This is a genomic window from Rhizosphaericola mali (genome assembly GCF_004337365.2).
GTDB classification, from domain to species: Bacteria; Bacteroidota; Bacteroidia; order Chitinophagales; family Chitinophagaceae; genus Rhizosphaericola; species Rhizosphaericola mali.
On record NZ_CP044016.1, the window covers coordinates 974,602 to 998,789 of the forward strand.

Below are 24,188 nucleotides of genomic sequence, written 5' to 3' on the forward strand. Positions count from 1 at the left end.
AAAATGATGACTTAATTCCACTAATTTTGATAAATATGGATTTAATTCATCCTTTAGTTGAAGATTATGCTTCAATAATTACGTCAGAGGAAGATCAACTTCTAAAAGAAATTAATGAAGCAACTTATACGGAGCACGCGCATCCACATATGTTGAGTGGGCAAGTTCAAGGACGATTTTTATCTATTTTCAGCCAGTTGACACGACCCCAAAATATTTTGGAAATCGGAACGTTTACTGGTTATAGTGCGCTTTGTTTGGCGGAAGGATTGACCGAAAATGGGCATTTGCATACCATTGAAATTCGGGAAGAAGATGCCAAATTATCCAAACAAAATATTTCAAAAAGCGCATTAGCAAATAAGATTACAGTTCACTGTGGCAATGCTCTAGATATTATACCCACATTAAATGTTCAATGGGATATAGTATTTATCGACGCAGACAAAGTGAGCTATCAATCGTATTACGATTTGTTGATAGATCGATTGAGTGACAATGGTTGCATTTTGGCAGATAATGTTTTATTTCACGGCCAAATATTTGAAAATCCTATCAAAGGAAAAAATCCAAAAGCCATTCACACTTTCAACGAATACGTAAAAAATGATCCTCGTACAGAAACGGTTTTATTGACCATAAGAGATGGATTATTACTCATCAAAAAGAAAAAGAATGCGTAAATTATTATTCCTTTCCCTTACGAGCTTTGCATTTGTACATGCGAAAGCACAAAATTCCAACGTTCAAGACTATATCAATAAATATAAAGCAACTGCCATTAATGAAATGATTCGCACGGGAGTGCCGGCATCTATCACTTTGGCGCAAGGTATTTTAGAATCAGGTTCTGGCCAGAGCAAATTGGCGATGTATTCCAATAACCATTTTGGGATAAAATGTAAAGAAGAGTGGACTGGAGATAAGACTTACCACGATGACGATAGAAAGCACGAATGTTTTCGTGTATATCGTACTCCTGAAGAGTCTTTTAAAGATCATTCTGATTTTTTGAAAAATCGTCCTTATTATACGGAGTTGTTTGATCTTGAGCCAACTGATTATAAAGGTTGGGCAAAGGGTTTGAAAAAAGCGGGTTATGCAACTGAAAGAGATTATGCGAGTAATTTGATCAAGTTAATTGAACAAAATGATCTAGAAGAATATTCTGATGAAGCAATTGCTTTAATGGATAAAGGACAAACTTATCCTGAATCAAACACTGCAATCGCGTCAATATCAACACCTACAAATAACACGAATAGTCAAGCTAGCAATGTCGCGTTGTTTTCAGACGGAGAGGCAATGAATAACGCTACAAAAGAAAAGAAAACAACTATTGTTGCAAATAATAATACGATTCCATCTGCAACTATTGGTTCTGTTACAGGACAATATCCAGATGGTGTATTTAAAATAAATGAAACGTCCGTAATTTTTGCAAAAAATGGAAGTTCTCTTTTTGCAATTGCTACAAACAATAATATTTCTTATGGTAAATTATTGGCATTCAATGATTTACATACGAATGTAGATATTTTACCTTCTGATCGATTGATTTATTTGAATAAAAAACCAAGAAAAGGATCAAAAGAAATTCATGTAGTTGAAAATGGCGAAAATCTGGATATGATTTCTCAAAAAGAGGGAATTCAAATACAATATTTGGCACAATACAATCATATAAAAGAAGCGGATATTCCTGCGACAGGTGAAAAATTGTATTTGCAAAATGTAGCGCCTAATTCACCAAGATTGAATGGAAATAGTTCATTTGCATCAAGATAAAAACTAAAATTTCTATATATTTCCCAAAAGGCAATCTCAAAAAGGTTGCCTTTTTTAATTATTACAACTACTTTTGCCGGATAAACAAAAAAAGACATGGCGCAAATTAAAGTCTTAGATAAGACATTTGAAACCTATTTATCTGCAGAAAAAATTCAAAATCGTATTACAGAAATAGCAAATGAAATTAATAAAGATTATGCGGGAAAGAAACCTGTCTTTTTGGCTATTTTGAATGGTTCTTTCATGTTTGCGAGTGATTTATTCAAACAAATAACAATCGAAGCTGAAATTACTTTTGTTAAATTAGCATCCTATGAAGGAACGACAACTACTGGAAAAGTCAAACAAGCTATTGGTTTGAATACGGACTTGAAAGATCGTCATGTTATTATTATTGAAGATATTGTAGATACGGGTCATACAATGGCTCAGTTCTTGCCAGAATTAGAAAAAAGTAATCCAGCGTCTATTAAATTAGCCGTATTCCTGCATAAACCCGAAGCTACATTAGTTCCCATAACTATAGATTATTGTTGTTTTTCTATCCCAAATAAGTTTGTCTTAGGTTATGGTCTTGATTATGATCAATTAGGCAGAAACTTGCCTGAATTATATCAATTATGTGAATAAATATTGCCACATTTTGCCTATTTGCGTTATTTGACCGATTTGCTTCGCAAACGTTTGCTTTCACTTAATTTGCCGCATTAATCATCATTAAATTGATTCGTAAATATGTGCGGCATTGTTGGATATATCGGTAATAGAGACGCATTTCCTATAGTATTAAAAGGCCTGAAAAGATTAGAATATCGAGGTTATGATAGTGCAGGGATTGCGCTTATCAATGACGATCGTTTGTCTGTATTCAAAAAACAAGGCAAAGTCGACGCACTAGAGGAATTTACTATAGGTAAAAATTTATCTGGAAATATTGGCATCGGTCATACTCGCTGGGCTACGCACGGTGAACCTAGTGATCGAAATGCTCATCCGCACTATACGAATTCAAAGAAATTTGCCATTATCCATAATGGAATAATTGAGAATTACGCACAAATAAAAGCTGAATTAATTTCAAAAGGCTACGTATTTCATAGTGATACCGATACGGAAGTATTAGGAAACTTTATCGAGGATATTTATACAAATTTGCCTAATAAATCAGTGGAAGAAGCGATTCGTTTTGCTCTAAAAAGAATCGTCGGTGCTTATTGTATTTTAGTTGTACATGAGGACGAACCAGAAGTGATTTATGCCGCACGTAAAGGCAGTCCATTAGTTATAGGTATTGGGAAGGGGGAGCATTTCTTAGCATCCGACGCTACCCCGATTATTGAATATACTAGAGAAGTCGTTTATGTAAATGACTATGAAATGGCAATTGTTCGCAAGGATGAATTGATACTTAAAAATCTCGGAAATGAACGCCAAGAACCTTACATTACTAAGTTGGATATGCAACTAGGAGCAATAGAAAAAGGTGGTTACGATCATTTTATGATCAAAGAAATATTAGAACAGCCATCTACAATTTTTGATTGTCTTCGAGGTCGATTAGAAACACAAAACCCTTCTATTCAACTAAGTGGTATTGATAAATACAAAGAACAATTTTTAACTGGACAAAGAATAATAATTTTGGCTTGCGGTACAAGTTGGCATGCGGGATTGGTTGCGGAATACATAATCGAAGAACTTTGCCGGATTCCAGTGGAAGTAGAATATGCATCTGAATTTAGATATAGAAATCCAGTAGTTCATTCGGGAGATATTATAGTTGCCATTTCTCAAAGTGGAGAAACTGCTGATACTATAGTTGCCATCGATCAAGCAAAGAAAAATGGTGCTATTATTATGGGGGTTGTAAATGCAGTAGGTTCGACCATTGCTCGTCTTTCGGATACAGGCGTTTATACACACTCTGGTCCCGAAATCGGAGTCGCTAGTACAAAAGCATTTACAGGACAAGTGACAGTTTTGATATTAGTTGCTTTGAAAGTTGCACTTGAAAAAGGAACCATAACTAAAGAAAGATTTAATCAGTTATGTATTGAATTAGCTGGCGTGCCAGATAAAGTGCAGGAAATATTTGTTCAAAATGACCATATAAATAAAATTGCACAAAAATATAGTCATCTAAAAGATGCCTTGTATTTAGGGCGTGGTTACAATTTCCCTATTGCATTAGAAGGCGCATTGAAATTGAAAGAAATTTCCTACATACATGCAGAAGGATATCCGGCTGCAGAGATGAAACATGGCCCAATAGCCTTAGTAGATGAATCTTTGTTAAGTGTATTCATCGCAACGAAAGATCCATATTATGAAAAAATTATCAGCAATATTCAAGAGATAAAAGCCAGAAAAGGAATGGTTTTGGCAATCGTATCAAAAGGTGATACTATGATTTCTGGTATTGCAGACGATATAATCGAAATTCCAGAAATTGATGAATTGATTGCTCCAATTTTAAATGTAATTCCTTTACAATTGTTGTCGTATTATATTGGTGTTGCAAAAGGTTTTGATGTAGACAAACCAAGAAATTTAGCTAAATCTGTTACCGTAGAATAAAAGGATGTATCGTGAAAAATAATATAATCAAAAAGCCCATAAATCAATTAGGATATAATTTTATCGACGCGCCCTATATTCCTGATGGAAAGGATGAATATTATTTGAGAAATACACAAAATCGTAGTGGTATTGAATATCGACAGCTCACTGCTTTCGAAATTGAAGCTTTAGTTCGTAATCGAAATACGAGTGATAATTGGAATAAAATTTTGGTCTCAGATTTATTCAATCCCGAATTGGTAAAAAACTGTAAGTTTTTTGGATTAGTACGGATCGGACAATTAGAAAATGTTTGCCTTGATTTTAGTGATCTTTCCATGCCTGTCGGTTTGTATAATTCTACTATTATTAGTTGTGATTTTGGAGATAATGTAGTCGTGAATGATGTACATTATATGTCGCATGTTATAGTAGGAGATGAGGTCATTCTTTCCAATATCAATGAATTAGTGACTTCAAATCATAGCAAATTTGGAAATGGAATTGTAAAAGATGGCGAAGATGAAAGTGTGCGTATTTGGTTAGAAATATGTAATGAAAATGGTGGACGTAAGGTATTGCCATTTAATAGTATGTTGTCTGGAGATGCTTGGCTTTGGAGCAAATATCGTGATCATGCGGAACTTTTGGAAAAATTTAAAATTTTCACTGAAAAGGAATTCAAAACAAAAAATGGTTACTATGGAAAAATCGGAGATCGAACTGTAATTAAAAATACCGCGATAATAAAAGACGTATGGATTGGCTCGGATGCATATATTAAAGGTGCATCAAAAATCAAAAATGTAACTATAAATTCGGGTGAAGAAGGAATAAGTCAGATTGGTGAAGGTTGTGAGATTGTGAATGGAATTATTGGATTTGGTTGTCGTATTTTTTATGGGGTGAAAGCGATTCGATTTGTCATGGGAAATCATTCCCAATTGAAATATGGTGCTCGATTGATCAATTCTTATTTAGGAAGTAATTCGACAATTTCTTGTTGTGAAGTATTGAATTCCTTGATATTTCCAGGACACGAACAGCACCACAATAATTCCTTTCTGTGTGCGGCGTTAGTAATGGGACAAAGCAATATTCCTGCAGGAGCTACTATTGGTTCTAATCACAATAGTCGCAGTGCTGATGGGGAGTTTATTGCCAAACGTGGATTCTGGCCAGCATTATGTAGCAATATCAAACATAATTCTAAATTTCCGACTTTTACAATGCTCGCCCGTGGTAATTATGCATATGATTTAGATATAAAAATTCCATTTTCATTAGTTAGTGTAAATGAATCCGAAAACCGACTAGATATTATGGTGGGCTATTGGTTTTTGTATAATATGTATGCACTTACCCGAAATGCTTGGAAAGCTGGAGATCGCGATGCTCGTATTCAAAAACCTTTATTGTTGGAATTTGATTATTTAGCTCCAGATTCTGTAAATGAAATTATAGTTGCTTTAGGTATTATTGAAAATGCAGTTGGTGAAGCTTATTTATTAAAATATCCAAATGAATCTAAGGAAAATAATTCTTCTAAAATTGGTAAACAACTATTATCAGAGGGAAATAGTGTTATTGATGAATTAGAAATTTGTTTAAAAAACGTAGAACATAGCAATCGAAAAGTATTACTTACTAAAGTAAGAAAAGGCTATGATGTATTTCGTGAGATGCTTTATTACTATAGTTTGAATGAATTATATCGCTATTTTGTTATAGAAAATCATAGTTTGGATACAATTTATCAATGGGAAATTGTTGGAAATATGCATGATTGGTTAAACGTCGGGGGCCAATTAATGACACAAAATTCAGTATCTGAATTGATAGGAAAGATTGAGAATGAAAAAATACAGTCTTGGGATGATGTGCATCATTTTTACCAAAAGCAAGCTGCTATTTATCCTAAACAAAAGCTATCCTTGGCTTTGGTGATATTGAAAGATTATTTTTCTTCTGACTATCCTAACTGGATAGAAAAAGATTTGTCTAGATTTTTTGAAGATTTCATTGCTATAGAGTCTAAAATCAATCAAGCAGTTATCCAATCTCGACAAAAAGATTACGAATTATCATTTCGAAAAATGATGTATGATAATCAGCAAGAGATGGATGAAGTTTTGGGTGCATTTGATAAAAATGCTTTCATTTTACAAAAAAAGGACGAACTCGAAGTAATAAAGCAAAAATTGGTAAAATTTCATCAAAATTCGGAATGTTAATTTCTCAATTGAAATCAAATCAGTAATTATCTTTGTACCTTATGGAAGGTACAAAGAATCAACCCAAAGTTGGGATCATAATGGGAAGCGATAGTGATTTACCTATTATGAAATTAGCGGCAGATGTGTTAACGGAATTTGATATTCCTTTTGAATTAACCGTCGTGTCTGCGCACAGAACACCGTTGAGAATGGTGGATTATGCCCAAAATGCAGCCAAAAGAGGTATTAAAACTATTATTGCAGGAGCTGGTGGAGCTGCCCATCTACCAGGAATGGTTGCCGCTATTACAACATTGCCAGTAATAGGAGTGCCAATCAAATCTTCTAATTCTATTGACGGATGGGATTCCGTTTTGTCTATTTTGCAAATGCCAAGTGGTGTTCCTGTCGCTACCGTTGCATTAAATGGCGCAAAAAATGCAGGACTATTAGCTGTTCAGATTTTAGGTGCATTTGATATGGTAATTTCACAAAAATTTCATAAATATAAAGTTGACTTAGAATCTAGCGTGAATGAGAAAATAACAAAATTGAAAAACGATTGGCCCAATGGCTTTGATGGTCGATAATATTTTTTTCTACTATGAACACAACACCCACTGACAATCTTACATATCAACAAAAATATAATCAAACTGACGTTTGGGTAGATACATTTCCAGACGCTTTTGAAAAAATAAAAGTTACTCCGATCCGGAGTAACTTTTATTTTTTAATCTTGGTATTAAGAAATACAAATAATCTGAAAATTGATGGATTAGATTATGATTTAAGTAAATATGATCTTTTGATTTTGACTCCTTTTAATTCTAATAACATGGAGTTTCCTGAGGACCTTTCTGGTATTTGTATTGGATTTAATGAGCAATTTTACACTGTTTCTAAAGTGCATCATCAGTTTTTCTTCGATACCTTGAAGGCTTCTAATTCTCCAGTTTATTCGTCTAATTACTTTTTAGATTCTGAAAATGATTTTGTAAAACAGATGTTTGTTCAACTTTTGGATAAATATAATTCAGAAATGGATGCCTTATTAAAATGGCGAATGATCAGAACGCTGATAAGCGTAACTTTTCTATATATGCAAAAAAGAGTTCCAGGTGAAGCTGCAATTCATAAAAAATTTGAAAATCCCAAATCGAAAAAACTAGTTTCTGATTTTATTCAATTGTTAAATAAGCATTTTATCAAAGAGAATAAAATTGGCTTTTATGTAGAACAACTTGGTATATCTAGCGCGGAATTGTACCGTAAATGCAAAGAAGTTTTGCATATGTCTCCCAAAGAATTGATACAAGATAAAGTATTGAGTGAGGCTAAAAGAATGTTGAAAAATGAGGAAGAAACAGTTCAAGAAATTGCCTATAATTTGGGATTTTCAGAGGATACAAACTTCATAAAATTCTTTCAAAAGCAGATGAAAATGACACCTGGTGATTATAGAAAACACTTCTTTTAGTGTAAGATTTGGATAACTTTTAATTAAATTCTGACCATTTTTGAACCTCTACTGCTTTATATTTTTGCACATAGTTAAGTATGGGTGGTTATTTCTAATTTTTGGAGGCATAATAAAGTTAATAATTTTTAATACAAGCAATCTATTTATAAAGCTAAGACTCTTCTTAGTTTTATAAGCAATAAGATATTCTCATAATTAAAGGATTTCAATAATTTTTTCTGTATTAGGCTATAATATTATAGCTTAAATTATTATAGCTTCTGTTATTTTTTTTTCATTATGTGCAAGTATTTCTTTTTTGTGGTAGTGGTTTTTATGTGTTTAGTTTTTTTTTCCAATACCGTTAGTTCTCAAAATTATAAGACAATTAAATATACGGTTAATGTTCCAGCACAGAATTCTAATAGTGCTTATACGATTACCTACAATATAACGCCGATTGGCATTTATATTTATCAGATTTATGGCTCACCCAAATCAACTGGTTATAATTATTATGTTCGTTTTAATTATACATTCACTATTTCTGGTGCTACGAGTTCCGTTATATATAATGGAAGAATAAAATTTTTCAGTTCACTTGGAGATTCTGCCTATTATCAATTAGCTGCAGGAAGCAGTTATACCAATGGTACTTATTCTTTTTCAAACGTCAATACATATGATGGTGGAACTAAGAACGAACCCTCTATCTCTACAACTAATTATACTGCTAATAATACCTATCCTGACCTAATTGATACCTTAAAATATACTACGGTTGATCTTGGTTTGAGTCTGAATGGATATGCAACTCAGGGTATAGGACAAGATGGTAGTGAAGATAAAGCCGAATATGGTGCAAGGTCAACAAATATTACCACCTCATCAACCGCTCTACCTATTAGATTATTATCATTTACTGTTACGGAAAATAATACTTCTAATATATTGAATTGGCAGACAGCTGTTGAGACCAATAATAATTATTTCGTAATAGAAAAATCAACAGATGGTAATAATTTTGACTCTATTGGGACTGTTAAAGGTGCAGGTAATTCTGATCAAACTTTGAGTTATAGTTATACGGATGATGAACCAGTTAGCGGGACGAATTATTATAGATTGAAACAAGTGGACTTTGATGGTAATTACACTTACAGCTCTATTGCAAGTATTTACTATTCAGGAATTGTTTCTAGTATGGATATATCCATATATCCCAATCCTGGAAAGGGAACTATAAATATTAAAGGTAATTGGAATAATTTAACTTCAGTGCGTGTCGTTTCCATGCTAGGGCAAGTCGTTTATGTTGGAAATATTACAACTAGTAGTTTTCAGTTACCAACTAATTTAGTTAAAGGGTTATATATTATAAATTTCTATAAAGGCAGTAAATCTATAAAAAATTTGAAGTATATTTTGTATTAATTTAATGTTTTTAAATTAAGGACATTTAAGTTTTAATATGTATCTTTGCGCCGCATAAATACAAATGCTCCTGTCGACTAGTGGTTCAGGTCATCACATTCTCAATGTGAAGAGAAGAGTTCGAATCTCTTCAGGAGTACATAAAAAAGTCCCAATTATGGGACTTTTTTATTGTGGCTGCATGTTGCTTAATAATTTGAATTCATCTTTTCCTTTCATATGGTTCTACGTATGTTCCATTTGATCTATAATAACCGCTAACTTTTGTTTTTGGATTACATATTGCACCTATAAATACACAGAGCAAACAGACTATTACGATAATTATAATTGCTATATTTCCTTGGAGATCCTCTTTGTTTTTTTCTCCATCTGAAAAATTTGATTGTCTGATTTCTCTCTGCCTATTCCAATATTCAATTTCTCTTTTAGACATTCTTTTTTTATAGGCCATAATAATCTTTTCATTTTAAGGGTTGATATTTGGGCTAAAAATGAGTCATGAAATGACTAAATAAAAAAAGCTCTGATAGAAATCAGAGCCGCTAACCAAAACTAACTGCTTATGAGAAAATTTACTATTAAATTGCTTGTATATAATAGACTTCTATGGATAAAAGAAGTTTAATGCATATTAAAAAAAATATATTTTTTCTTAATGTTAGAATCAAATCAAATAAATCGAGACAATTTTTATCAGAATACATCTGCTGATTGGACGCTAGTATCAGAGGATTTTATACTATTTGAATCTGCTCCAGATTATATTTCTTACGTTACTCAAAAAACTTTTATTATTTATTCAAATGAGTATAAATACGTCGAGTCGAATAATTATTTATTGGAAAAGAAAACCAATCGAAAATTTAAAATATTATCCAAACGAGTTCAAAAATCGAGGATTAAATATTTCGTAGAGGAAGAAATAGATATTCCGAGACTCTCCTCCAATTATTGGTTTACGGAAGATGGTGTCTATCGAAAATCAGATCATTGGGGCAATGTAAGAGACTGTTTTTGGAAAATTAATAGCATTACGACATCAGAAATTATAGGATTTTGTAAATGGATTGATTTTCGAATTTGGAAGTAAAAAACGCCCAATTCATATTTTGAATTGGGCGTTTTTTATAATTTAGTAGGATTGACTTACATTCTTTCTGGTACTTTAATTCCCAATAGATGCATCGCTTTTTGTATCGTTGCAGCGGTTAATTGTGCAATTTTTACTCTTAATGCTTTTTCTTCGGCTGTTTCCGCATTCGCAATAGAAAGTTCGGCATAAAATGAGTTGAATATTTTAGCCAAATTGAATACGTAAATCGCAATGCCAGATGGATCCATTGCATTGGCCGCATCATTAATTACACTTGGAAATTGTTCAATCGTCGTGATTAATTTGATTTCCAAAGGATGTAATTGCGTTGGAGCGTCGATATTCAAATCTAATTCGCCTACTTTTCTCAAAATACTTTTGATTCTCGCATGCGTATATTGTACAAATGGGCCCGTAAAGCCTTGAAATTCAATACTTTCTTCTGGATTGAAAATCATTTTCTTTTTAGGATCTACACGCAAAAGGAAAAATTTTAAAGCACCCAATCCCAAAGTATTGTACAAATCATTTAATTCGTCGGTTGAAAAATCAGCTACTTTGCCCAATTCTTCTGTTTTTTGAGCTGCGATTTGAATCATTTCAGCAACCAAATCATCCGCGTCAACAACCGTTCCTTCGCGGCTTTTCATTTTCCCAGTAGGTAATTCCACCATACCGTAACTTAGATGATACATGCCATCCGCAGCTGGAATGCTTAATTTTTGACAAATCAATTTCAATACTTTGAAATGATAGTTTTGCTCATCACCAACCACATAGACATTACGATCTATACCAAATTCCTTCGCTTTGAGTTCGGCTAAACCGATATCTTGGGTGATGTATACAGAAGTGCCATCTTTTCTTTGCACTAATTTTTCATCCAAACCATCAGCCGTCAAATCAATCCAAACGCTTCCGTCTTCTTTTTTGAAAAATACACCTGATGCAAGACCTTTTTCCACCCAATCTTTTCCTAATAAATAGGTATTGTGCTCGTAATATGTTTTGTCAAAATCGCTGCCAATTGCCTTATAAGTTGCATCAAAACCTTCATATACCCAACCGTTCATTTTTGCCCATAAAGCACGAACTTCTTCATTTCCTTCTTCCCAATCAAGCAACATTTTTTGCGTTGCTTTCATGATTGGCGCTTCTTTTTCCGCTTCCGCTTCAGTCATGCCGTTGGCAACTAAGTTTTTAACTTCCGCTTTATAAGCATCATTAAATTTTACATAGTAGTCGCCGACAAAATGATCACCTTTTTCATGTTCGGATTGAGGTGTTTTACCTTCTCCAAACCTCTGCCAAGCAATCATACTTTTACATATATGAATGCCGCGATCATTGACTACACAAGTTTTGTAAACGGTATTTCCTTGTTCTTTCAATATTTCTGCAATACTCCAACCTAGGAAATTATTTCTCAAGTGGCCAAGATGCAATGGCTTATTGGTATTGGGAGAGGAGTACTCTACCATTACTTTTTGATTGGTATTTACTCCATTTCCAAAAGAAGTATTCGTATAGTTTTCATTTAAAAATCCTAACCAATAACTATTTGTGATTGTCAGATTTAAAAAACCTTTGATCAAATTATAGTCTTGTACCAATTGATTATAACTTTCTTTCAAATAAGCTCCTATTGCATTACCGATTTCATCGGGAGATTTACGTAATTCTTTTACATAAGGAAATAATACAATTGTATAATCTCCTTCAAATTCTGGTTTGGTTTCATTTACCTGTATAGAATCTGGAGCTACATTGATATTGTAAGCGCTTGCAAATGCTTGAACTGCAGCGGATTTTAAATCTTGAACGATATTCATTTAAGAATGATAAATTATGAACTATAAATTATGAATAGCTTTTTTACTATTCACTATTAATTATTAACTAAAAGAGTCCGAACAAAGTAGCATCGATTTTGGAAATAACTTCTCCCAAATCTTCTTCATTTTCCGCAAAATGATTCTCATCAATATTGATCGTAATCAACGGGCCATCTTTATATTTACTGATCCAATCATCATATAAGATATTTAATTTTTTCAAATAATCTAATCGAATATTTTCTTCGTATTCACGACCTCTTTTTTGAATTTGCCCAACCAATGCAGGTACTGATCCTTTTAAATAAATCAACAAATCTGGAGGTTGAACCATTGATTTTAATGTCTGAAAGAAATTGTAATAATTATTAAAATCTCTCGAAGACATCAAGCCCATATCATGCAAATTAGGTGCGAATATATTCGCATCTTCGTATATGGTTCTGTCTTGAATAATCGTATTGGTGCCACGTTGTATATCTAAAATCTGATTCAAACGACTATTCAAAAAATAAATCTGAAGATTGAAACTCCAACGAGGCATATCTTCATAAAAATCATTCAGATATGGATTGTTATCAACATCTTCAAATTGCGGCAGCCATTTGTAATGCTTACTCAATAATTGCGTGAGCGTCGTCTTACCTGCGCCGATATTCCCCGCGATAGCAATGTGTTTTGGCTTTGTATTCGTATTGGACATGGATTAATTACTTGATTTTTTTAGGAAAATTTAATTAAACATGTGCATTGCCTTCCGTACCATCTGCAAAGTTTCTGATGCGCGTGCTCTTGCTTTATCAGCACCTAATTTGGTGATTTTACTTAAATAAACTTCATCGTTTTCAATGACCGCTGCTTTTTCTCTGATAGGTGCGATAAATTTGACCATATCTTCCGCCAATTGACCTTTTAGATCACCATAACGAATATTGCAAGTATTGAAATCATTTTCAAATTTGTCAACAACTTCTTTGCTACTTACCAAATTCATTAAAGTAAATAAATTTTCGATATATTCTGGTTTTTCCGAATTAGGCGTTTCTGGGCCCGCGTCCGTTTTTGCTTTTTTGATCTTTTTGATGATCGCATCATCAGAATCATTTAAATAAAGCGTTCCCATTGCATTTTCACTTTTACTCATTTTGCCATTGCCATCCAAACTAAGGATTTTGCTCAATGCCGTTTTGAAGTTAAATGCATAAGGTGCTGGAAACAATTCAGTATATCTGTGGTTAAATCTTTCGGCAAAATTTCTCGCCATTTCCAAATGTTGTTCTTGGTCTTTTCCCACGGGTACATATTTGGCGCGATGGATTAAGATGTCGGAAGCCATTAGAACTGGGTAAGTCAGCAAACCCGCGTTGACATTGTCAGGGCTTAATCTTACTTTATCTTTAAATGTGGGTACTTTTTCCAATTCACCTTTGTACGCCAACATGTTTAAATACAAATACAATTCTGCGATTTCTGGTACGTCACTTTGTACATACAATGCTACTTTTTCAGGATCCAAACCGCATGCGATATTTTCTGCTAAAACTCTTTTAATACTTCCTTTAAGTGCTTTTGTATCAGGATGTGTAGTAAGACTGTGCCAATCGGCTACAAAAAAATAACAGTCATATTCATCCTGCATTTTTACGTAATTTTTCATTGCACCGAAATAATTACCCAAATGCAATACCCCAGTTGGCCTAATGCCACTTACAACAATCTCTTTGTTCATACGGGCGAAGATACATATTAAACCGCCGGAACGGAAAGGAAGTTGTTAGGATTTTTTCAAATATTTAAAATAATTAATGTGGATTGTTTGTATAAATAAATAGGTTTCTAATTTGAACTCATTGTCCAATTAGAAACCTTTTACAATTTGAAAACTTTATTTTTAAAAAATCCTTTGAACTATTTCAAACCAAAGCGCAGATGTTGCGAAGGCTATAATAATACTCAAACCAATTATCAAATTGACCAATCGTGTATTCAATTTATATTGTTCGGCTATAATACTTGCTGTTACAAGTGTAGGCATGGCACATTCAAATACGGTGATTTTTGGTATATCTCCTTTCATGTGAAAACAAAGTGCTATGACCAAAACAATAGCTGGTGCGATCAATAATTTGTAAAATTGCGTCATAGCAATTTGAATGATTTGTTTCCTCCAACCATTAAATTTTAGTTGTAATCCTACGGAAAATAGCGCTAATGGTCCAACTGTTGCGGCCAATTTATCAAAAAATTCATAAGCCAATGTTCCTTCTTTTATATTTACAAATCGAGACAATATTAATGCAGCAATACATCCAATAAAAGGAGGGAAGGTGACCAATTTTTTGACGATATATTTCGGAGAAATAACGGCAGTTTTGTTATGCGTTCCTTTTACAGCAGCAATGATTCCCACCGTAGAAAGAAGGATAAACATGGATTGGTCGCAGATGATGGCAATTTTTATTAATGATTCATTGAAAAATGCCATAATCAATGGAAATCCAATAAAAGAAGTATTACTGAATGCACTGGATAATATAAGTGCACTTTCCGAGTGTCTAGTATAGTGTTTTGCCTTACTATAAAATTTCATAAAAATAGTACTGCCAAAATACGTGATAACAGAGCCTAATATCGGGAAAAGCATCTGGTCAGACCACTCAATCTGTGGTATGTATTTTAGAGAAACTGCTGGTAATGCGATATATAATATCCATGTATTTATACCCTTGTGGGCATCAGGGTGTATAGAATTGGTAGCTTTGAAGATCATGCCTGCGATAATACAGACAGCGATCATAATAAAATTAACCATTGTTGAACAATAATTGTATTTGATTCGAATGCAAAGTTATTTCGCCTTTTAAATTCGATATTGTACTTTTTGTTGTTAAAATGGTATTATTGTGAATGGCTTATTTTATGTTGTAATTCACGGTTAATTTTTCAATAATACTCGTGTCAATGGACTCGTCACTATAAACACCATACGCACTGATAAGTGTTCCTTTCATAGTGCCATCATTGGAAGTAATAGCATATAGAATTGAACTATCATCCGGATTGCTTGCACCTTCAAAACGGTAGGTTTCTACAATTTCAAATTGCGAAGGAGCAAGGCAGATTTCATTTTCAACGCATTTTATTTTATCAAATGCAAGATTGAAATCTAAATCAAAACCTCTCGCTTTCAAATCATTTAAAGCATCAACCAAATTGTTGTATTCATGTATAGGCATAACAAGTCATTTTTAATTTACAACAATGAAGGTAAGATTTAGTTTAAAAAAAATGAGAACCAATTGGTTCTCATTTTAAATTTTAATAGGACTATTTTAATATGCTCTTGCAAATAAAACTCTTTGTTTAGAAGGTTTTCCTGTTAGTATACAATTTCCTTCTTCTAATTTGTTATCCAAAGGAATACAACGAATAGTCGCTTTGGATAATTCCTTGATTTTTTCTTCAGTTTCTGGTGTACCATCCCAATGGGCTGCAATAAATCCTGCTTTTGTATCTAGCAAGTTTACAAATTCATCCCAAGTATCTGCATTTGTAATATGCTCTTCGCGATATTTTAAAGAACGACCAAAGAGATTTTTTTGAATTTCTTCTAACAAATCCGCAACCGTATTTGCGATATTTTCCAAAGGATAAGATTGTTTTTCTTTGGTATCTCTACGAGCCACTTCGATTACATTATTTTCCAAATCACGAGCACCTAACGCCATTCTTACAGGTACGCCTTTCTTTTCATATTCTGCAAATTTCCAACCTGGTCTAGCCGTGGCGTCATCGTCAAATTTTACACGAATGCCTAATGCAGTCAATGCAGGAATAATTTCAGTATTTACCTTTTGACTAATAGTTGCTAATTGGTCTTCTCCTTTGAAAATCGGAACGATTACAACTTGAATAGGCGCTATTTTTGGAGGCATCACTAGGCCATCATCGTCTCCATGCGCCATAACAAGTGCACCAATTAGACGCGTACTTACTCCCCAAGAAGTTGCCCATACATAATCTAATTTATTATTATTATCACTAAATTTAACATCGAATGCTTTGGCAAAATTTTGACCTAAAAAGTGAGAAGTTCCAGCTTGTAATGCTTTTCCATCTTGCATTAATGCTTCGATACAAAAAGTCTCTACCGCTCCTGCAAATCTTTCATTGGGACTTTTAATTCCTCTTATGACTGGCAGTGCCATATAATTTTCTACAAAATCAGCATAAACATGAAGCATTTTTTTAGCTTCATCGATCGCTTCTTGTTCGGTTGCATGTGCAGTGTGACCTTCTTGCCACAAAAACTCTGCCGTACGCAAAAATAATCTTGTGCGCATCTCCCAACGAACAACATTTGCCCATTGATTTATCAAAATAGGTAGGTCTCTGTAAGATTGAATCCAACCTTTGTAAGTATTCCAAATAATCGCTTCACTTGTAGGACGTACCACCAATTCTTCTTCTAATTTCGCTTCAGGGTCAACGATTAATTTTCCTTTTTTATCTGGATCAGATTTAAGTCGATAGTGCGTAACGACAGCGCATTCTTTGGCAAATCCTTCCGCATTCGTTTCTTCCGCCTCGAAAAGACTTTTGGGTACAAATAAGGGGAAATAAGCATTTTGATGGCCTGTTTCTTTAAATTTTTTGTCCAAAACGCCTTGCATATTTTCCCAAAGTGCAAATCCATAAGGTTTGATGATCATACAACCACGAACGGCACTATAATCAGCCATTCCACCTTTGATAATCAAGTCGTTATACCATTGAGAATAGTCGATTTCCCTTGAAGTGATTTCCTTGTTCATTAAAATTGAATATGTAAAAATTTATTTTCAAAAACAATTAACGAAACTTTAACATTTTACGTATAGATTTATGTACACTTTGTTTGTAACTATTTCGTTAAAAGCAGGTCAAAAGTAGTAACTTTGTTTAAAGTAAAGAAACTATTAAACATTTTAGATTTTTTGGTGTCTTATAAATATTAAAAAGAAAATTTATGAAAAGGGGTTTAATCTTAACAGGTATTGCAATTGCTGCATTAAGCAGTTGTACTGTTGTTTATCAGAATCCTGCAGCCGGAACTGGAAGCACATATGCCTCCAATGGACAATATAATCGCTCTCAACAGAATTATAACCAATATGGCAATAGCAATGATGTGGTGGTAGATGACGATACAACTGGAGGTGATAATGAGCCATTGATTGATTTCAATAATAATTATTATAACAATGGATATGTTTATAATCCATATTATTATGGATCAGGCTTTTATGCCGGTGATCCTTTTTGGGGAGTAGGGTTATATCCTGGTTGGTCTTACGGTATGGGTTATTCTCCATTTGGTTGGGGGATAGGCATTGGTTATGGTTGGGGTGGCTATTATGGCTGGGGAAGTATGTATTACGGTTGGGGTGGTATGTACGGATGGCCTGGATATTACGGTTGGGGCTCTGGATGGGGCTGGGGCGGCGGCTATTGGGGCGGCGGCGGATACTATTCTCCATATGTAGTTCGTAATGGTTTTGCTAGAGGTAGTCGCGGATTCACTTCTAGAGGAGGCTCGGGTAATAGTTTTGCAAGGGGTAATAATGTTGCAGGTTTCAATAGAGCGGGTGGCAGAAGTTTTAATCGTGGTGGCAATAATTTATTCGTCAGAAATATTTCCTCTAATGCTAGTAATAATCGTCTGATTAGCAACAATGGATTTAATAGATCTTCTCGTATTGTTAACCAAGGTGGAGGGTCGTCATTTAGTCGTTTTAGTAATTCCAATGGTTCATTCACAAGGGCAAGTGGATTTAATAGGAGTTTTAATAATAATTCCGGATCATTTAGTAGAAGTCAACAGTCTTTCTCGAGACCAATGAATCAACAATCTTTCCAAAGGAGTAGTGCACCTTCTTTTAATAGTGGAGGTCGTAGCTTTGGTGGAGGTGGATTCGGTGGCGGTGGTCGTAGTTTTGGCGGCGGCGGTGGATTTGGAGGAGGCCGCGGCGGCGGTGGTGGTAGAAGATAAAATAATTATTGAGATTCTATAAAAAAGAGTGTAATCATTAACATGATTACGCTCTTTTTTTGTAAAATAATTTTATATGACATAAAAATGACAATTTTCTTGCATTTTTATGACAATTGGTTATATTTACATAAAAATTGCGTGTATGAACAATTTCATTAAAAATAAAAGACAAACTGTATTATTGGGTGTCTTTGTGTTTGGTTTGCTAGTTATTACTGCATCTTATAAAAATGCAACACCTCCTGGATTTAAAAATTTAAAAGTTTTACCTACGACGATTAGTAGAGATAGTTTGCATGATTTAATGGAGGGATATAGTGCGGCATTAGGTGTAAAATGTGGCTATTGTCATGCTAAAAGTAGTTCAGATCCTAAAAGGTTGGACTTTGCAAGTGATGATGTTATTCAAAAAACATATGCACGCCATATGATCACAATGACACAAAACATAAATAAAAACGAATTTAATTTTGAAAAATCAAATCGACCAGACACAATAAACATTGTAACTTGTGGAACTTGCCATCGTGGAAATAAAGATCCAGAGGCATTTGTGGCACCTGAAAAAGATTAATATTTAATATTTGAAGTTCACCAAAAAAAGCCATTCAATTAGTATTGAGTGGCTTTTTAATTTTTTAAATCTAATCAATCAGTATATTATCGATTAATCTTACGCCTTCGATCCATGCGGCGATTAAGATAATGGATGGTGTATCTTTTATCCAAATTGGTAAAGACTGTAAATCTTCTTGTTGTGCCAACTCGATATAATCTATTTTTTCAAAACCGTTATTTAAAAGCGTGTCTTCTGCATCCTTTTTTAAAGTTTCAAATGTGTTTTTTGAAATATTTGATTTTATTTTTTCTAATACTCTAATGATCGTTAATGCATGATCTAAATTTTCTTGATTTAATCTTGCATTGCGACTAGAAAGAGCTAGCCCAGCTTGTGATCTTTTTATTGGAAGCATGATCAATTCTGTGTCCAGGTTTTGCAATTGAATCATTTTTTTTAAAACCATTACTTGCTGATAATCCTTTTGTCCCATGAATAGTTTATCAGGAAGAACGATGCGAAGAAGTCTTTCCACGACTTGGCACACACCCTGAAAATGGCCAGGTCGGAATGCGCCTTCCAAGAGGTTTTCAATATTTCCGAGGTCATAATGCGTTTTTAATTCCATGCCGTCGGGGTACATTTCTGCCACACTTGGTAGAAATAAGACATCACAATGATTTTTTTCTAACAATTCAATATCTGCATCTATGGTTATCGGATATTTTTCAAAATCATTTTTATCATTGAATTGTGTTGGATTAACAAATATGCTGCAAATTAGAAAGTCGGATTGTGTTTTCCCAAATTCGATGAGGGATATGTGACCTTCATGTAAAGCTCCCATAGTAGGGACAAAGCCAACGGATTTTCCTTTTTCTTTTTGTATGGAGATATAGTTTTGAATATCCGCAACTTTTTTGAAAATGATCATTTTAATTAATTTAATTGGACCACAATAATACGACAATCTGTATTCCAATGATTTTTCGTACCTTTGCTGCCTGTTTTTAAGGTTTGAATACCAAATAGGTAAAAGAAATGTCTGATACAAAAAAACGTATTTTATTTATAGCTACAGAAATGTCACCATATTTAGAATTGACTGAATATGCTGAGATTATCAACAAATTAGCTATTAAAAGCAACGATTCTGGCTTTGAAGTGAGGTGTATCATGCCTCGATTTGGCATCATAAATGAACGCCGCCACAGATTACATGAAGTTGTTAGATTGTCTGGAATCAATGTCTCTGTCAACGGTGATGATTATCCTCTTCAGATTAAAGTTGCCTCCTTGCCGAATGCAAGATTACAAGTTTATTTTTTAGATAACGAAGATTTTTTCAAAAGAAAATCTTTGTTTCATGATGAAGAAGAAAATTGGTTTGATGACAATGATCTGAGAACTATATTTTTCTGTAAAGGTGCATTGGAAACAGTGAAAAAGTTTGGATGGCCTCCAGATATTATTCATTGTAGTGGATGGATGAGCAGTTTAGTGCCTTTATATTTGAAAACTACGTACAAAAAAGAACCTGTTTTTGCTCACAGTAAAGTAATTTACACTTTAGGTGCTCCAATATTTGAAGAAACATTGGGTGCTGATTTTGTAAAACATGCACATATTTCAGCGGCAATAAAAGCCAAAGATTTGGAGCCATTTAAACCTGCTGACAATCACAGTATGTTGCGTGGTGGTGCTACTCATTCAGATGCCGTTATATTTGGTTCCGATGCTGTAGAAGAGTCTTTAATTACGGAATTTAGTAAAGCTAAAGGCAAAAAATTATTGACCTTCCCAGGATGGGACAGTGATCTAACAGAATATATCAATCTTTACAATGAATTGACAGAAGATTAGAATATTATTTGATTTTTGTAAGATATTTTGTTGTTAATTTACAACCCAAAATATTAAAACAAATTAAGTATTGTTGGACATGTATTTGTTCCGCAATTAAAAAATTCTAAAACAAAATTATGCCTTACTTTTTCACTTCTGAAAGTGTGTCAGAAGGACATCCAGACAAAGTTGCAGATCAGATTTCTGATGCATTAATTGATAATTTTTTAGCTTTTGATAATTCTAGTAAAGTAGCTTGTGAGACTTTGGTTACTACTGGTCAAGTTATTTTGGCCGGAGAGGTAAAATCCAATACTTATTTAGATGTACAAAAAATCGCAAGAGAAGTAATCGCAAAAATTGGTTACACTAGAAGTGAATATATGTTTGATGCAAATAGTTGTGGTATTTTATCCGCAATTCATGAGCAATCTGCGGATATAAACCAAGGTGTTGATAGAAAAACAAAAGAAGAGCAAGGTGCTGGAGACCAAGGTATGATGTTTGGTTACGCTACTAATGAAACGGATAATTATATGCCGCTTGCATTAGATTTGGCGCATACGCTTTTGAAAGAATTGGCAGTTTTGAGAAGAGAAAATAATGAAATCAAGTATTTGCGTCCTGATGCAAAAAGTCAAGTGACATTAGAATACAATGATGACAACAAACCTTCTCGTATTGATACGATTGTAATCTCTACACAGCATGATGATTTTGATGCGAATGATGATGCAATGTTGGAAAAAATCAAAAATGATATCATTAATATTCTTGTTCCAAGAGTTAAAGAAAAATATCCAAAATATACCGCTCTGTTCAACGACAATATTAAATACCATATCAACCCAACAGGTAAATTTGTAATCGGTGGACCACACGGAGATACAGGTCTAACTGGTAGAAAAATTATCGTAGATACTTACGGTGGTAAAGGTGCTCATGGTGGTGGTGCATTTAGTGGAAAAGATCCAAGTAAAGTAGATCGGTCTGCGGCTTATGCAACACGTCATATTGCTAAAAACTTAGTTGCTGCGGGTATTGCTGACGAAGTTTTGGTACAAGTTTCTTATGCTATCGGTGTTGCAGAACCAACGGGTATTTATGTAAATACTTACGGTACATGCAAAGTGAACAAAACTGATGGTGAAATTGCTCAATTGGTAGGTCAGATATTTGACATGCGTCCTTACTTTATAGAAGAACGTTTGAAATTAAGAAATCCGATCTATAGTGAAACAGCAGCTTACGGTCACATGGGTAGAGATTCAGAAAGTGTAACAAAAACATTCGAAGCTCCAGACGGAACTAAGATTTCTAAAGATGTAGAATTATTTACTTGGGAAAAGCTCGATTATGTCGATAAAATCAAAGAAGCTTTTGCTAAATAAATAATTAAAAAATTAAATATTCTTTAGACCTCCTGATTATCAGGAGGTCTTTTATTTTAGTAATTTTATATCAGATTGAAAAGGCAGGATTTATGCAAAATATAGAACCATTTTACAATTGGCGACATTTGTACACAGCAGAAGAGGATGAGCGTTCCCCATTTTTTGGAAGGATTTATAGCGAATTTGAATATTCACAAACGGTTTACAATTACTATATCCATCCGCAATGGGATGAGTTTGGAAGTAAGACTTTGTATTTGAAAATATTATTCATCGATTATGATCAAGGCTTTACGATTATTGAATTGATAGGAGAGTGGAATGATGCGATTGAAGATGATATAATGACATTGAAAAGAGAATTGATTGACAATATGTTACATCATGGTATTTTTCATTTCATTTTAATTGGAGAAAATGTTTTCAATTATCATAGTGGAGATCTTGATTATTATGAAGAATGGTATGAGGAAGTTGCTGAGGAGAATGGTTGGATTGTGCTTTTGAATATGTCGGAAGCCGCATTGCAAGACTTTAAAAAACGCAAGGTTCAATATTATATCGAGTTGATGGATATTGATAACTGGCGTATTTATAAACCCGAACATTTATTTCAATTGATTAATGATAAAATAAATAGCCGATTGAATGAATAATTTCTAACCTCCCAAACGAACTGCTTATGACTGAAAAACTCCTACAATTTATCTGGCAACATCAATTTTATAATTTTATAAATCTCAAAACAATTGATGACGAGCCGTTGACTATTATAAAAAGAGGTAGTTTAAATGATAATCAAGGGCCTGATTTTATAAATGCAAAAATTCAAATTTCTGACACTTTATTTGTCGGAAATATTGAATTGCATATTCATACTTCCGATTGGGAAAAACATCGTCATAGTCAAGATGAAAATTATAGTAATGTGATTTTGCATGTTGTGTGGATGATAGATAAAAACATTTATTTGCCTTTTCCTACATTAGAATTACAGCCTTTGGTTTCCATGCATTTATTGGCAAAATATGAAAATTTAATGCTTGCAAATGCTTCCAATATTTCTTGCGAAAATTATTGGCATCAAATAGAATTATTTACTTGGGAAAATTGGTTAGAACGATTGACATTCGAAAGATTAGAATATAAATACGAGCATATTATATCCAAATTGTCGCAATACAATAACGATTGGGCAGAAATCTTTTGGCATGCTATTGCATATAATTTTGGATTAAAAGTAAATGCGGAAGCATTTGAATTACTTGCAATTTCACTACCTAATAAGATTCTTTCCCATTTACGAAACAATATCAAATCTGTAGAAGCTCTTTTATTTGGACAGGTAAATATGCTTCAATCTTTAGAAAATGATGATAATCAATTGCAATTATTTCAAGAGTATTCGTATTTAAAAAAGAAATATAATTTAACTCCAGTTCATATAAATATCCAATTATTACGGATGCGTCCAACAAATTTTCCAACTTTAAGATTGGCGCAATTGGCAGACTTGATCGTCAAACAAACCTTTCTATTTTCTAAAATTTTAGAGGCAAATACAGTAAAAGATGTATATAAATTATTTGACGTGGAAGCTTCCAATTATTGGAACAATCATTTCGTATTTGGAAAGATATCCGAACAAGTAAGTTCTAAAAAATTAGGACGAGGTATGAAGGATAATATTGTCATAAATACTGTTATTCCTTTTGTATTTAGTTATGGAAAATTTATGGGAATTGATGCTTATACAACAAAAGCTTTAGATTGGTTGGCAGTAATTTCTGCGGAAAAAAATCAAATTACTGCGCACTGGAATAATTTGCCATTTAAATTGAATATAAATGCGGGTAATTCGCAATCGCTCATTCATTTATACAAAAACTATTGTATTCCAAAAAAATGTCTTTCTTGTGCAATTGGATTACAAGTTTTGAAAAAGTAAAAGGTAATCGATCGT

The 24,188-nt window shown here is 33.4% G+C and carries 23 protein-coding genes and 1 tRNA gene; 16 read left to right on the plus strand and 8 right to left on the minus strand.

From position 1 onward, the window contains the following. Positions 1–35 precede the first annotated feature (35 nt). The 9 genes from E0W69_RS04190 to E0W69_RS04230 all read left to right on the plus strand — a co-directional run bounded on the left by E0W69_RS04190 (position 36) and on the right by E0W69_RS04230 (position 9,601). Positions 36–683, plus strand: a complete 648-nt coding sequence (locus tag E0W69_RS04190; protein ID WP_131328781.1) for an O-methyltransferase — start codon at positions 36–38, stop codon at positions 681–683. After that, complete coding sequence (locus tag E0W69_RS04195) at positions 676–1,788, plus strand: glucosaminidase domain-containing protein (RefSeq protein ID WP_131328782.1); 1,113 nt, start codon at positions 676–678, stop codon at positions 1,786–1,788. Before E0W69_RS04190 ends, E0W69_RS04195 begins: the two co-directional genes overlap by 8 nt. A 96-nt stretch (positions 1,789–1,884) precedes the next feature. Then, positions 1,885–2,421, plus strand: a complete 537-nt coding sequence (hpt, locus tag E0W69_RS04200; RefSeq protein ID WP_131328783.1) for a hypoxanthine phosphoribosyltransferase — start codon at positions 1,885–1,887, stop codon at positions 2,419–2,421. 105 nt (positions 2,422–2,526) lie between these two features. After that, positions 2,527–4,368: a glutamine--fructose-6-phosphate transaminase (isomerizing) gene (gene glmS, locus E0W69_RS04205; RefSeq protein WP_131328784.1), complete on the plus strand. Its 1,842-nt coding sequence runs from the start codon at positions 2,527–2,529 to the stop codon at positions 4,366–4,368. Between the two features lie 11 nt (positions 4,369–4,379). Continuing rightward, the gene (locus E0W69_RS04210) at positions 4,380–6,584 is read left to right on the plus strand and encodes a DUF4954 family protein (RefSeq protein ID WP_131328785.1); all 2,205 of its coding nucleotides are present in this window, start codon (positions 4,380–4,382) and stop codon (positions 6,582–6,584) included. 41 nt (positions 6,585–6,625) lie between these two features. Next, positions 6,626–7,156, plus strand: a complete 531-nt coding sequence (purE, locus tag E0W69_RS04215; protein ID WP_131328786.1) for a 5-(carboxyamino)imidazole ribonucleotide mutase — start codon at positions 6,626–6,628, stop codon at positions 7,154–7,156. 14 nt (positions 7,157–7,170) lie between these two features. Continuing rightward, positions 7,171–8,046 carry a helix-turn-helix domain-containing protein gene (locus tag E0W69_RS04220; RefSeq protein ID WP_131328787.1) on the plus strand — a complete coding sequence of 292 codons (876 nt, stop codon included), beginning with the start codon at positions 7,171–7,173 and terminating at the stop codon, positions 8,044–8,046. 318 nt (positions 8,047–8,364) lie between these two features. Then, on the plus strand, positions 8,365–9,462 hold the full coding sequence (locus E0W69_RS04225; RefSeq protein ID WP_191967962.1) for a T9SS type A sorting domain-containing protein: 1,098 nt from the start codon (positions 8,365–8,367) through the stop codon (positions 9,460–9,462). Positions 9,463–9,528: 66 nt separating this feature from the next. Continuing rightward, positions 9,529–9,601: transfer RNA gene (locus E0W69_RS04230), tRNA-Glu, on the plus strand. 63 nt (positions 9,602–9,664) lie between these two features. Here E0W69_RS04230 and E0W69_RS04235 read toward each other — a convergent pair. Further along, entirely contained in the window at positions 9,665–9,916 is a 252-nt protein-coding gene (locus E0W69_RS04235; protein WP_131328789.1) for a hypothetical protein, read from the minus strand. Between the two features lie 204 nt (positions 9,917–10,120). Between E0W69_RS04235 and E0W69_RS04240 the strand changes: the two genes are divergently transcribed. After that, the gene (locus E0W69_RS04240) at positions 10,121–10,555 is read left to right on the plus strand and encodes a hypothetical protein (protein WP_131328790.1); all 435 of its coding nucleotides are present in this window, start codon (positions 10,121–10,123) and stop codon (positions 10,553–10,555) included. Positions 10,556–10,611: 56 nt separating this feature from the next. Here E0W69_RS04240 and argS read toward each other — a convergent pair whose 3' ends face one another. The 6 genes from argS to proS form a co-directional block, all read right to left on the minus strand. Beyond that, positions 10,612–12,390 (minus strand): arginine--tRNA ligase, encoded by a 1,779-nt coding sequence (gene argS / locus E0W69_RS04245; protein WP_131328791.1) that lies wholly within the window; start codon positions 12,388–12,390, stop codon positions 10,612–10,614. Between the two features lie 67 nt (positions 12,391–12,457). Then, a complete protein-coding gene (locus tag E0W69_RS04250) occupies positions 12,458–13,096 on the minus strand; it encodes a deoxynucleoside kinase (RefSeq protein WP_131328792.1) in 639 nt (212 codons plus the stop codon). A gap of 30 nt (positions 13,097–13,126) precedes the next feature. Beyond that, entirely contained in the window at positions 13,127–14,122 is a 996-nt protein-coding gene (gene trpS, locus E0W69_RS04255; protein ID WP_131328793.1) for a tryptophan--tRNA ligase, read from the minus strand. 162 nt (positions 14,123–14,284) lie between these two features. Continuing rightward, positions 14,285–15,205 carry an AEC family transporter gene (locus E0W69_RS04260; RefSeq protein WP_131328794.1) on the minus strand — a complete coding sequence of 307 codons (921 nt, stop codon included), beginning with the start codon at positions 15,203–15,205 and terminating at the stop codon, positions 14,285–14,287. Between the two features lie 100 nt (positions 15,206–15,305). Next, positions 15,306–15,629 carry a phosphoribosylpyrophosphate synthetase gene (locus E0W69_RS04265; RefSeq protein ID WP_131328795.1) on the minus strand — a complete coding sequence of 108 codons (324 nt, stop codon included), beginning with the start codon at positions 15,627–15,629 and terminating at the stop codon, positions 15,306–15,308. A 96-nt stretch (positions 15,630–15,725) separates the two neighbouring features. Further along, complete coding sequence (proS, locus tag E0W69_RS04270) at positions 15,726–17,207, minus strand: proline--tRNA ligase (RefSeq protein ID WP_131328796.1); 1,482 nt, start codon at positions 17,205–17,207, stop codon at positions 15,726–15,728. A 194-nt stretch (positions 17,208–17,401) separates the two neighbouring features. Between proS and E0W69_RS04275 the strand changes: the two genes are divergently transcribed. Then, complete coding sequence (locus E0W69_RS04275; RefSeq protein WP_131328797.1) at positions 17,402–18,424, plus strand: hypothetical protein; 1,023 nt, start codon at positions 17,402–17,404, stop codon at positions 18,422–18,424. A gap of 145 nt (positions 18,425–18,569) precedes the next feature. Then, entirely contained in the window at positions 18,570–19,001 is a 432-nt protein-coding gene (locus E0W69_RS04280) for a c-type cytochrome (RefSeq protein ID WP_191967963.1), read from the plus strand. Positions 19,002–19,071: 70 nt separating this feature from the next. Here the strand turns inward: E0W69_RS04280 and panC are convergent, their stop codons facing one another. After that, entirely contained in the window at positions 19,072–19,920 is an 849-nt protein-coding gene (gene panC, locus E0W69_RS04285) for a pantoate--beta-alanine ligase (RefSeq protein ID WP_131328799.1), read from the minus strand. 107 nt (positions 19,921–20,027) lie between these two features. On the opposite strand from panC, the gene E0W69_RS04290 reads away from it, so the two are divergent. From E0W69_RS04290 to E0W69_RS04305, 4 genes are all read left to right on the plus strand, one after another. Further along, the gene (locus tag E0W69_RS04290) at positions 20,028–20,849 is read left to right on the plus strand and encodes a glycogen/starch synthase (protein WP_131328800.1); all 822 of its coding nucleotides are present in this window, start codon (positions 20,028–20,030) and stop codon (positions 20,847–20,849) included. Between the two features lie 119 nt (positions 20,850–20,968). Then, positions 20,969–22,222 carry a methionine adenosyltransferase gene (gene metK, locus E0W69_RS04295; protein WP_131328801.1) on the plus strand — a complete coding sequence of 418 codons (1,254 nt, stop codon included), beginning with the start codon at positions 20,969–20,971 and terminating at the stop codon, positions 22,220–22,222. A 92-nt stretch (positions 22,223–22,314) separates the two neighbouring features. Further along, positions 22,315–22,881, plus strand: a complete 567-nt coding sequence (locus tag E0W69_RS04300; RefSeq protein ID WP_131328802.1) for a hypothetical protein — start codon at positions 22,315–22,317, stop codon at positions 22,879–22,881. Between the two features lie 26 nt (positions 22,882–22,907). Beyond that, positions 22,908–24,173, plus strand: a complete 1,266-nt coding sequence (locus E0W69_RS04305) for a DUF2851 family protein (protein WP_131328803.1) — start codon at positions 22,908–22,910, stop codon at positions 24,171–24,173. Positions 24,174–24,188: the final 15 nt, after the last annotated feature.

Excerpts from the sequence above, each read along its gene's own strand:
- E0W69_RS04190 (WP_131328781.1), top strand. The coding sequence starts at position 36 with ATGGATTTAATTCATCCTTTAGTTGAAGATTATGCTTCAATAATTACG.
- E0W69_RS04195 (WP_131328782.1), top strand. The coding sequence starts at position 676 with ATGCGTAAATTATTATTCCTTTCCCTTACGAGCTTTGCATTTGTACAT.
- hpt (WP_131328783.1), top strand. The coding sequence starts at position 1,885 with ATGGCGCAAATTAAAGTCTTAGATAAGACATTTGAAACCTATTTATCT.
- glmS (WP_131328784.1), top strand. The coding sequence starts at position 2,527 with ATGTGCGGCATTGTTGGATATATCGGTAATAGAGACGCATTTCCTATA.
- purE (WP_131328786.1), top strand. The coding sequence starts at position 6,626 with ATGGAAGGTACAAAGAATCAACCCAAAGTTGGGATCATAATGGGAAGC.
- E0W69_RS04220 (WP_131328787.1), top strand. The coding sequence starts at position 7,171 with ATGAACACAACACCCACTGACAATCTTACATATCAACAAAAATATAAT.
- E0W69_RS04225 (WP_191967962.1), top strand. The coding sequence starts at position 8,365 with ATGTGTTTAGTTTTTTTTTCCAATACCGTTAGTTCTCAAAATTATAAG.
- E0W69_RS04235 (WP_131328789.1), bottom strand. The coding sequence starts at position 9,916 with ATGGCCTATAAAAAAAGAATGTCTAAAAGAGAAATTGAATATTGGAAT.
- E0W69_RS04240 (WP_131328790.1), top strand. The coding sequence starts at position 10,121 with ATGTTAGAATCAAATCAAATAAATCGAGACAATTTTTATCAGAATACA.
- argS (WP_131328791.1), bottom strand. The coding sequence starts at position 12,390 with ATGAATATCGTTCAAGATTTAAAATCCGCTGCAGTTCAAGCATTTGCA.
- E0W69_RS04250 (WP_131328792.1), bottom strand. The coding sequence starts at position 13,096 with ATGTCCAATACGAATACAAAGCCAAAACACATTGCTATCGCGGGGAAT.
- trpS (WP_131328793.1), bottom strand. The coding sequence starts at position 14,122 with ATGAACAAAGAGATTGTTGTAAGTGGCATTAGGCCAACTGGGGTATTG.
- E0W69_RS04260 (WP_131328794.1), bottom strand. The coding sequence starts at position 15,205 with ATGGTTAATTTTATTATGATCGCTGTCTGTATTATCGCAGGCATGATC.
- E0W69_RS04265 (WP_131328795.1), bottom strand. The coding sequence starts at position 15,629 with ATGCCTATACATGAATACAACAATTTGGTTGATGCTTTAAATGATTTG.
- proS (WP_131328796.1), bottom strand. The coding sequence starts at position 17,207 with ATGAACAAGGAAATCACTTCAAGGGAAATCGACTATTCTCAATGGTAT.
- E0W69_RS04275 (WP_131328797.1), top strand. The coding sequence starts at position 17,402 with ATGAAAAGGGGTTTAATCTTAACAGGTATTGCAATTGCTGCATTAAGC.
- E0W69_RS04280 (WP_191967963.1), top strand. The coding sequence starts at position 18,570 with ATGAACAATTTCATTAAAAATAAAAGACAAACTGTATTATTGGGTGTC.
- panC (WP_131328799.1), bottom strand. The coding sequence starts at position 19,920 with ATGATCATTTTCAAAAAAGTTGCGGATATTCAAAACTATATCTCCATA.
- E0W69_RS04290 (WP_131328800.1), top strand. The coding sequence starts at position 20,028 with ATGTCTGATACAAAAAAACGTATTTTATTTATAGCTACAGAAATGTCA.
- metK (WP_131328801.1), top strand. The coding sequence starts at position 20,969 with ATGCCTTACTTTTTCACTTCTGAAAGTGTGTCAGAAGGACATCCAGAC.
- E0W69_RS04300 (WP_131328802.1), top strand. The coding sequence starts at position 22,315 with ATGCAAAATATAGAACCATTTTACAATTGGCGACATTTGTACACAGCA.
- E0W69_RS04305 (WP_131328803.1), top strand. The coding sequence starts at position 22,908 with ATGACTGAAAAACTCCTACAATTTATCTGGCAACATCAATTTTATAAT.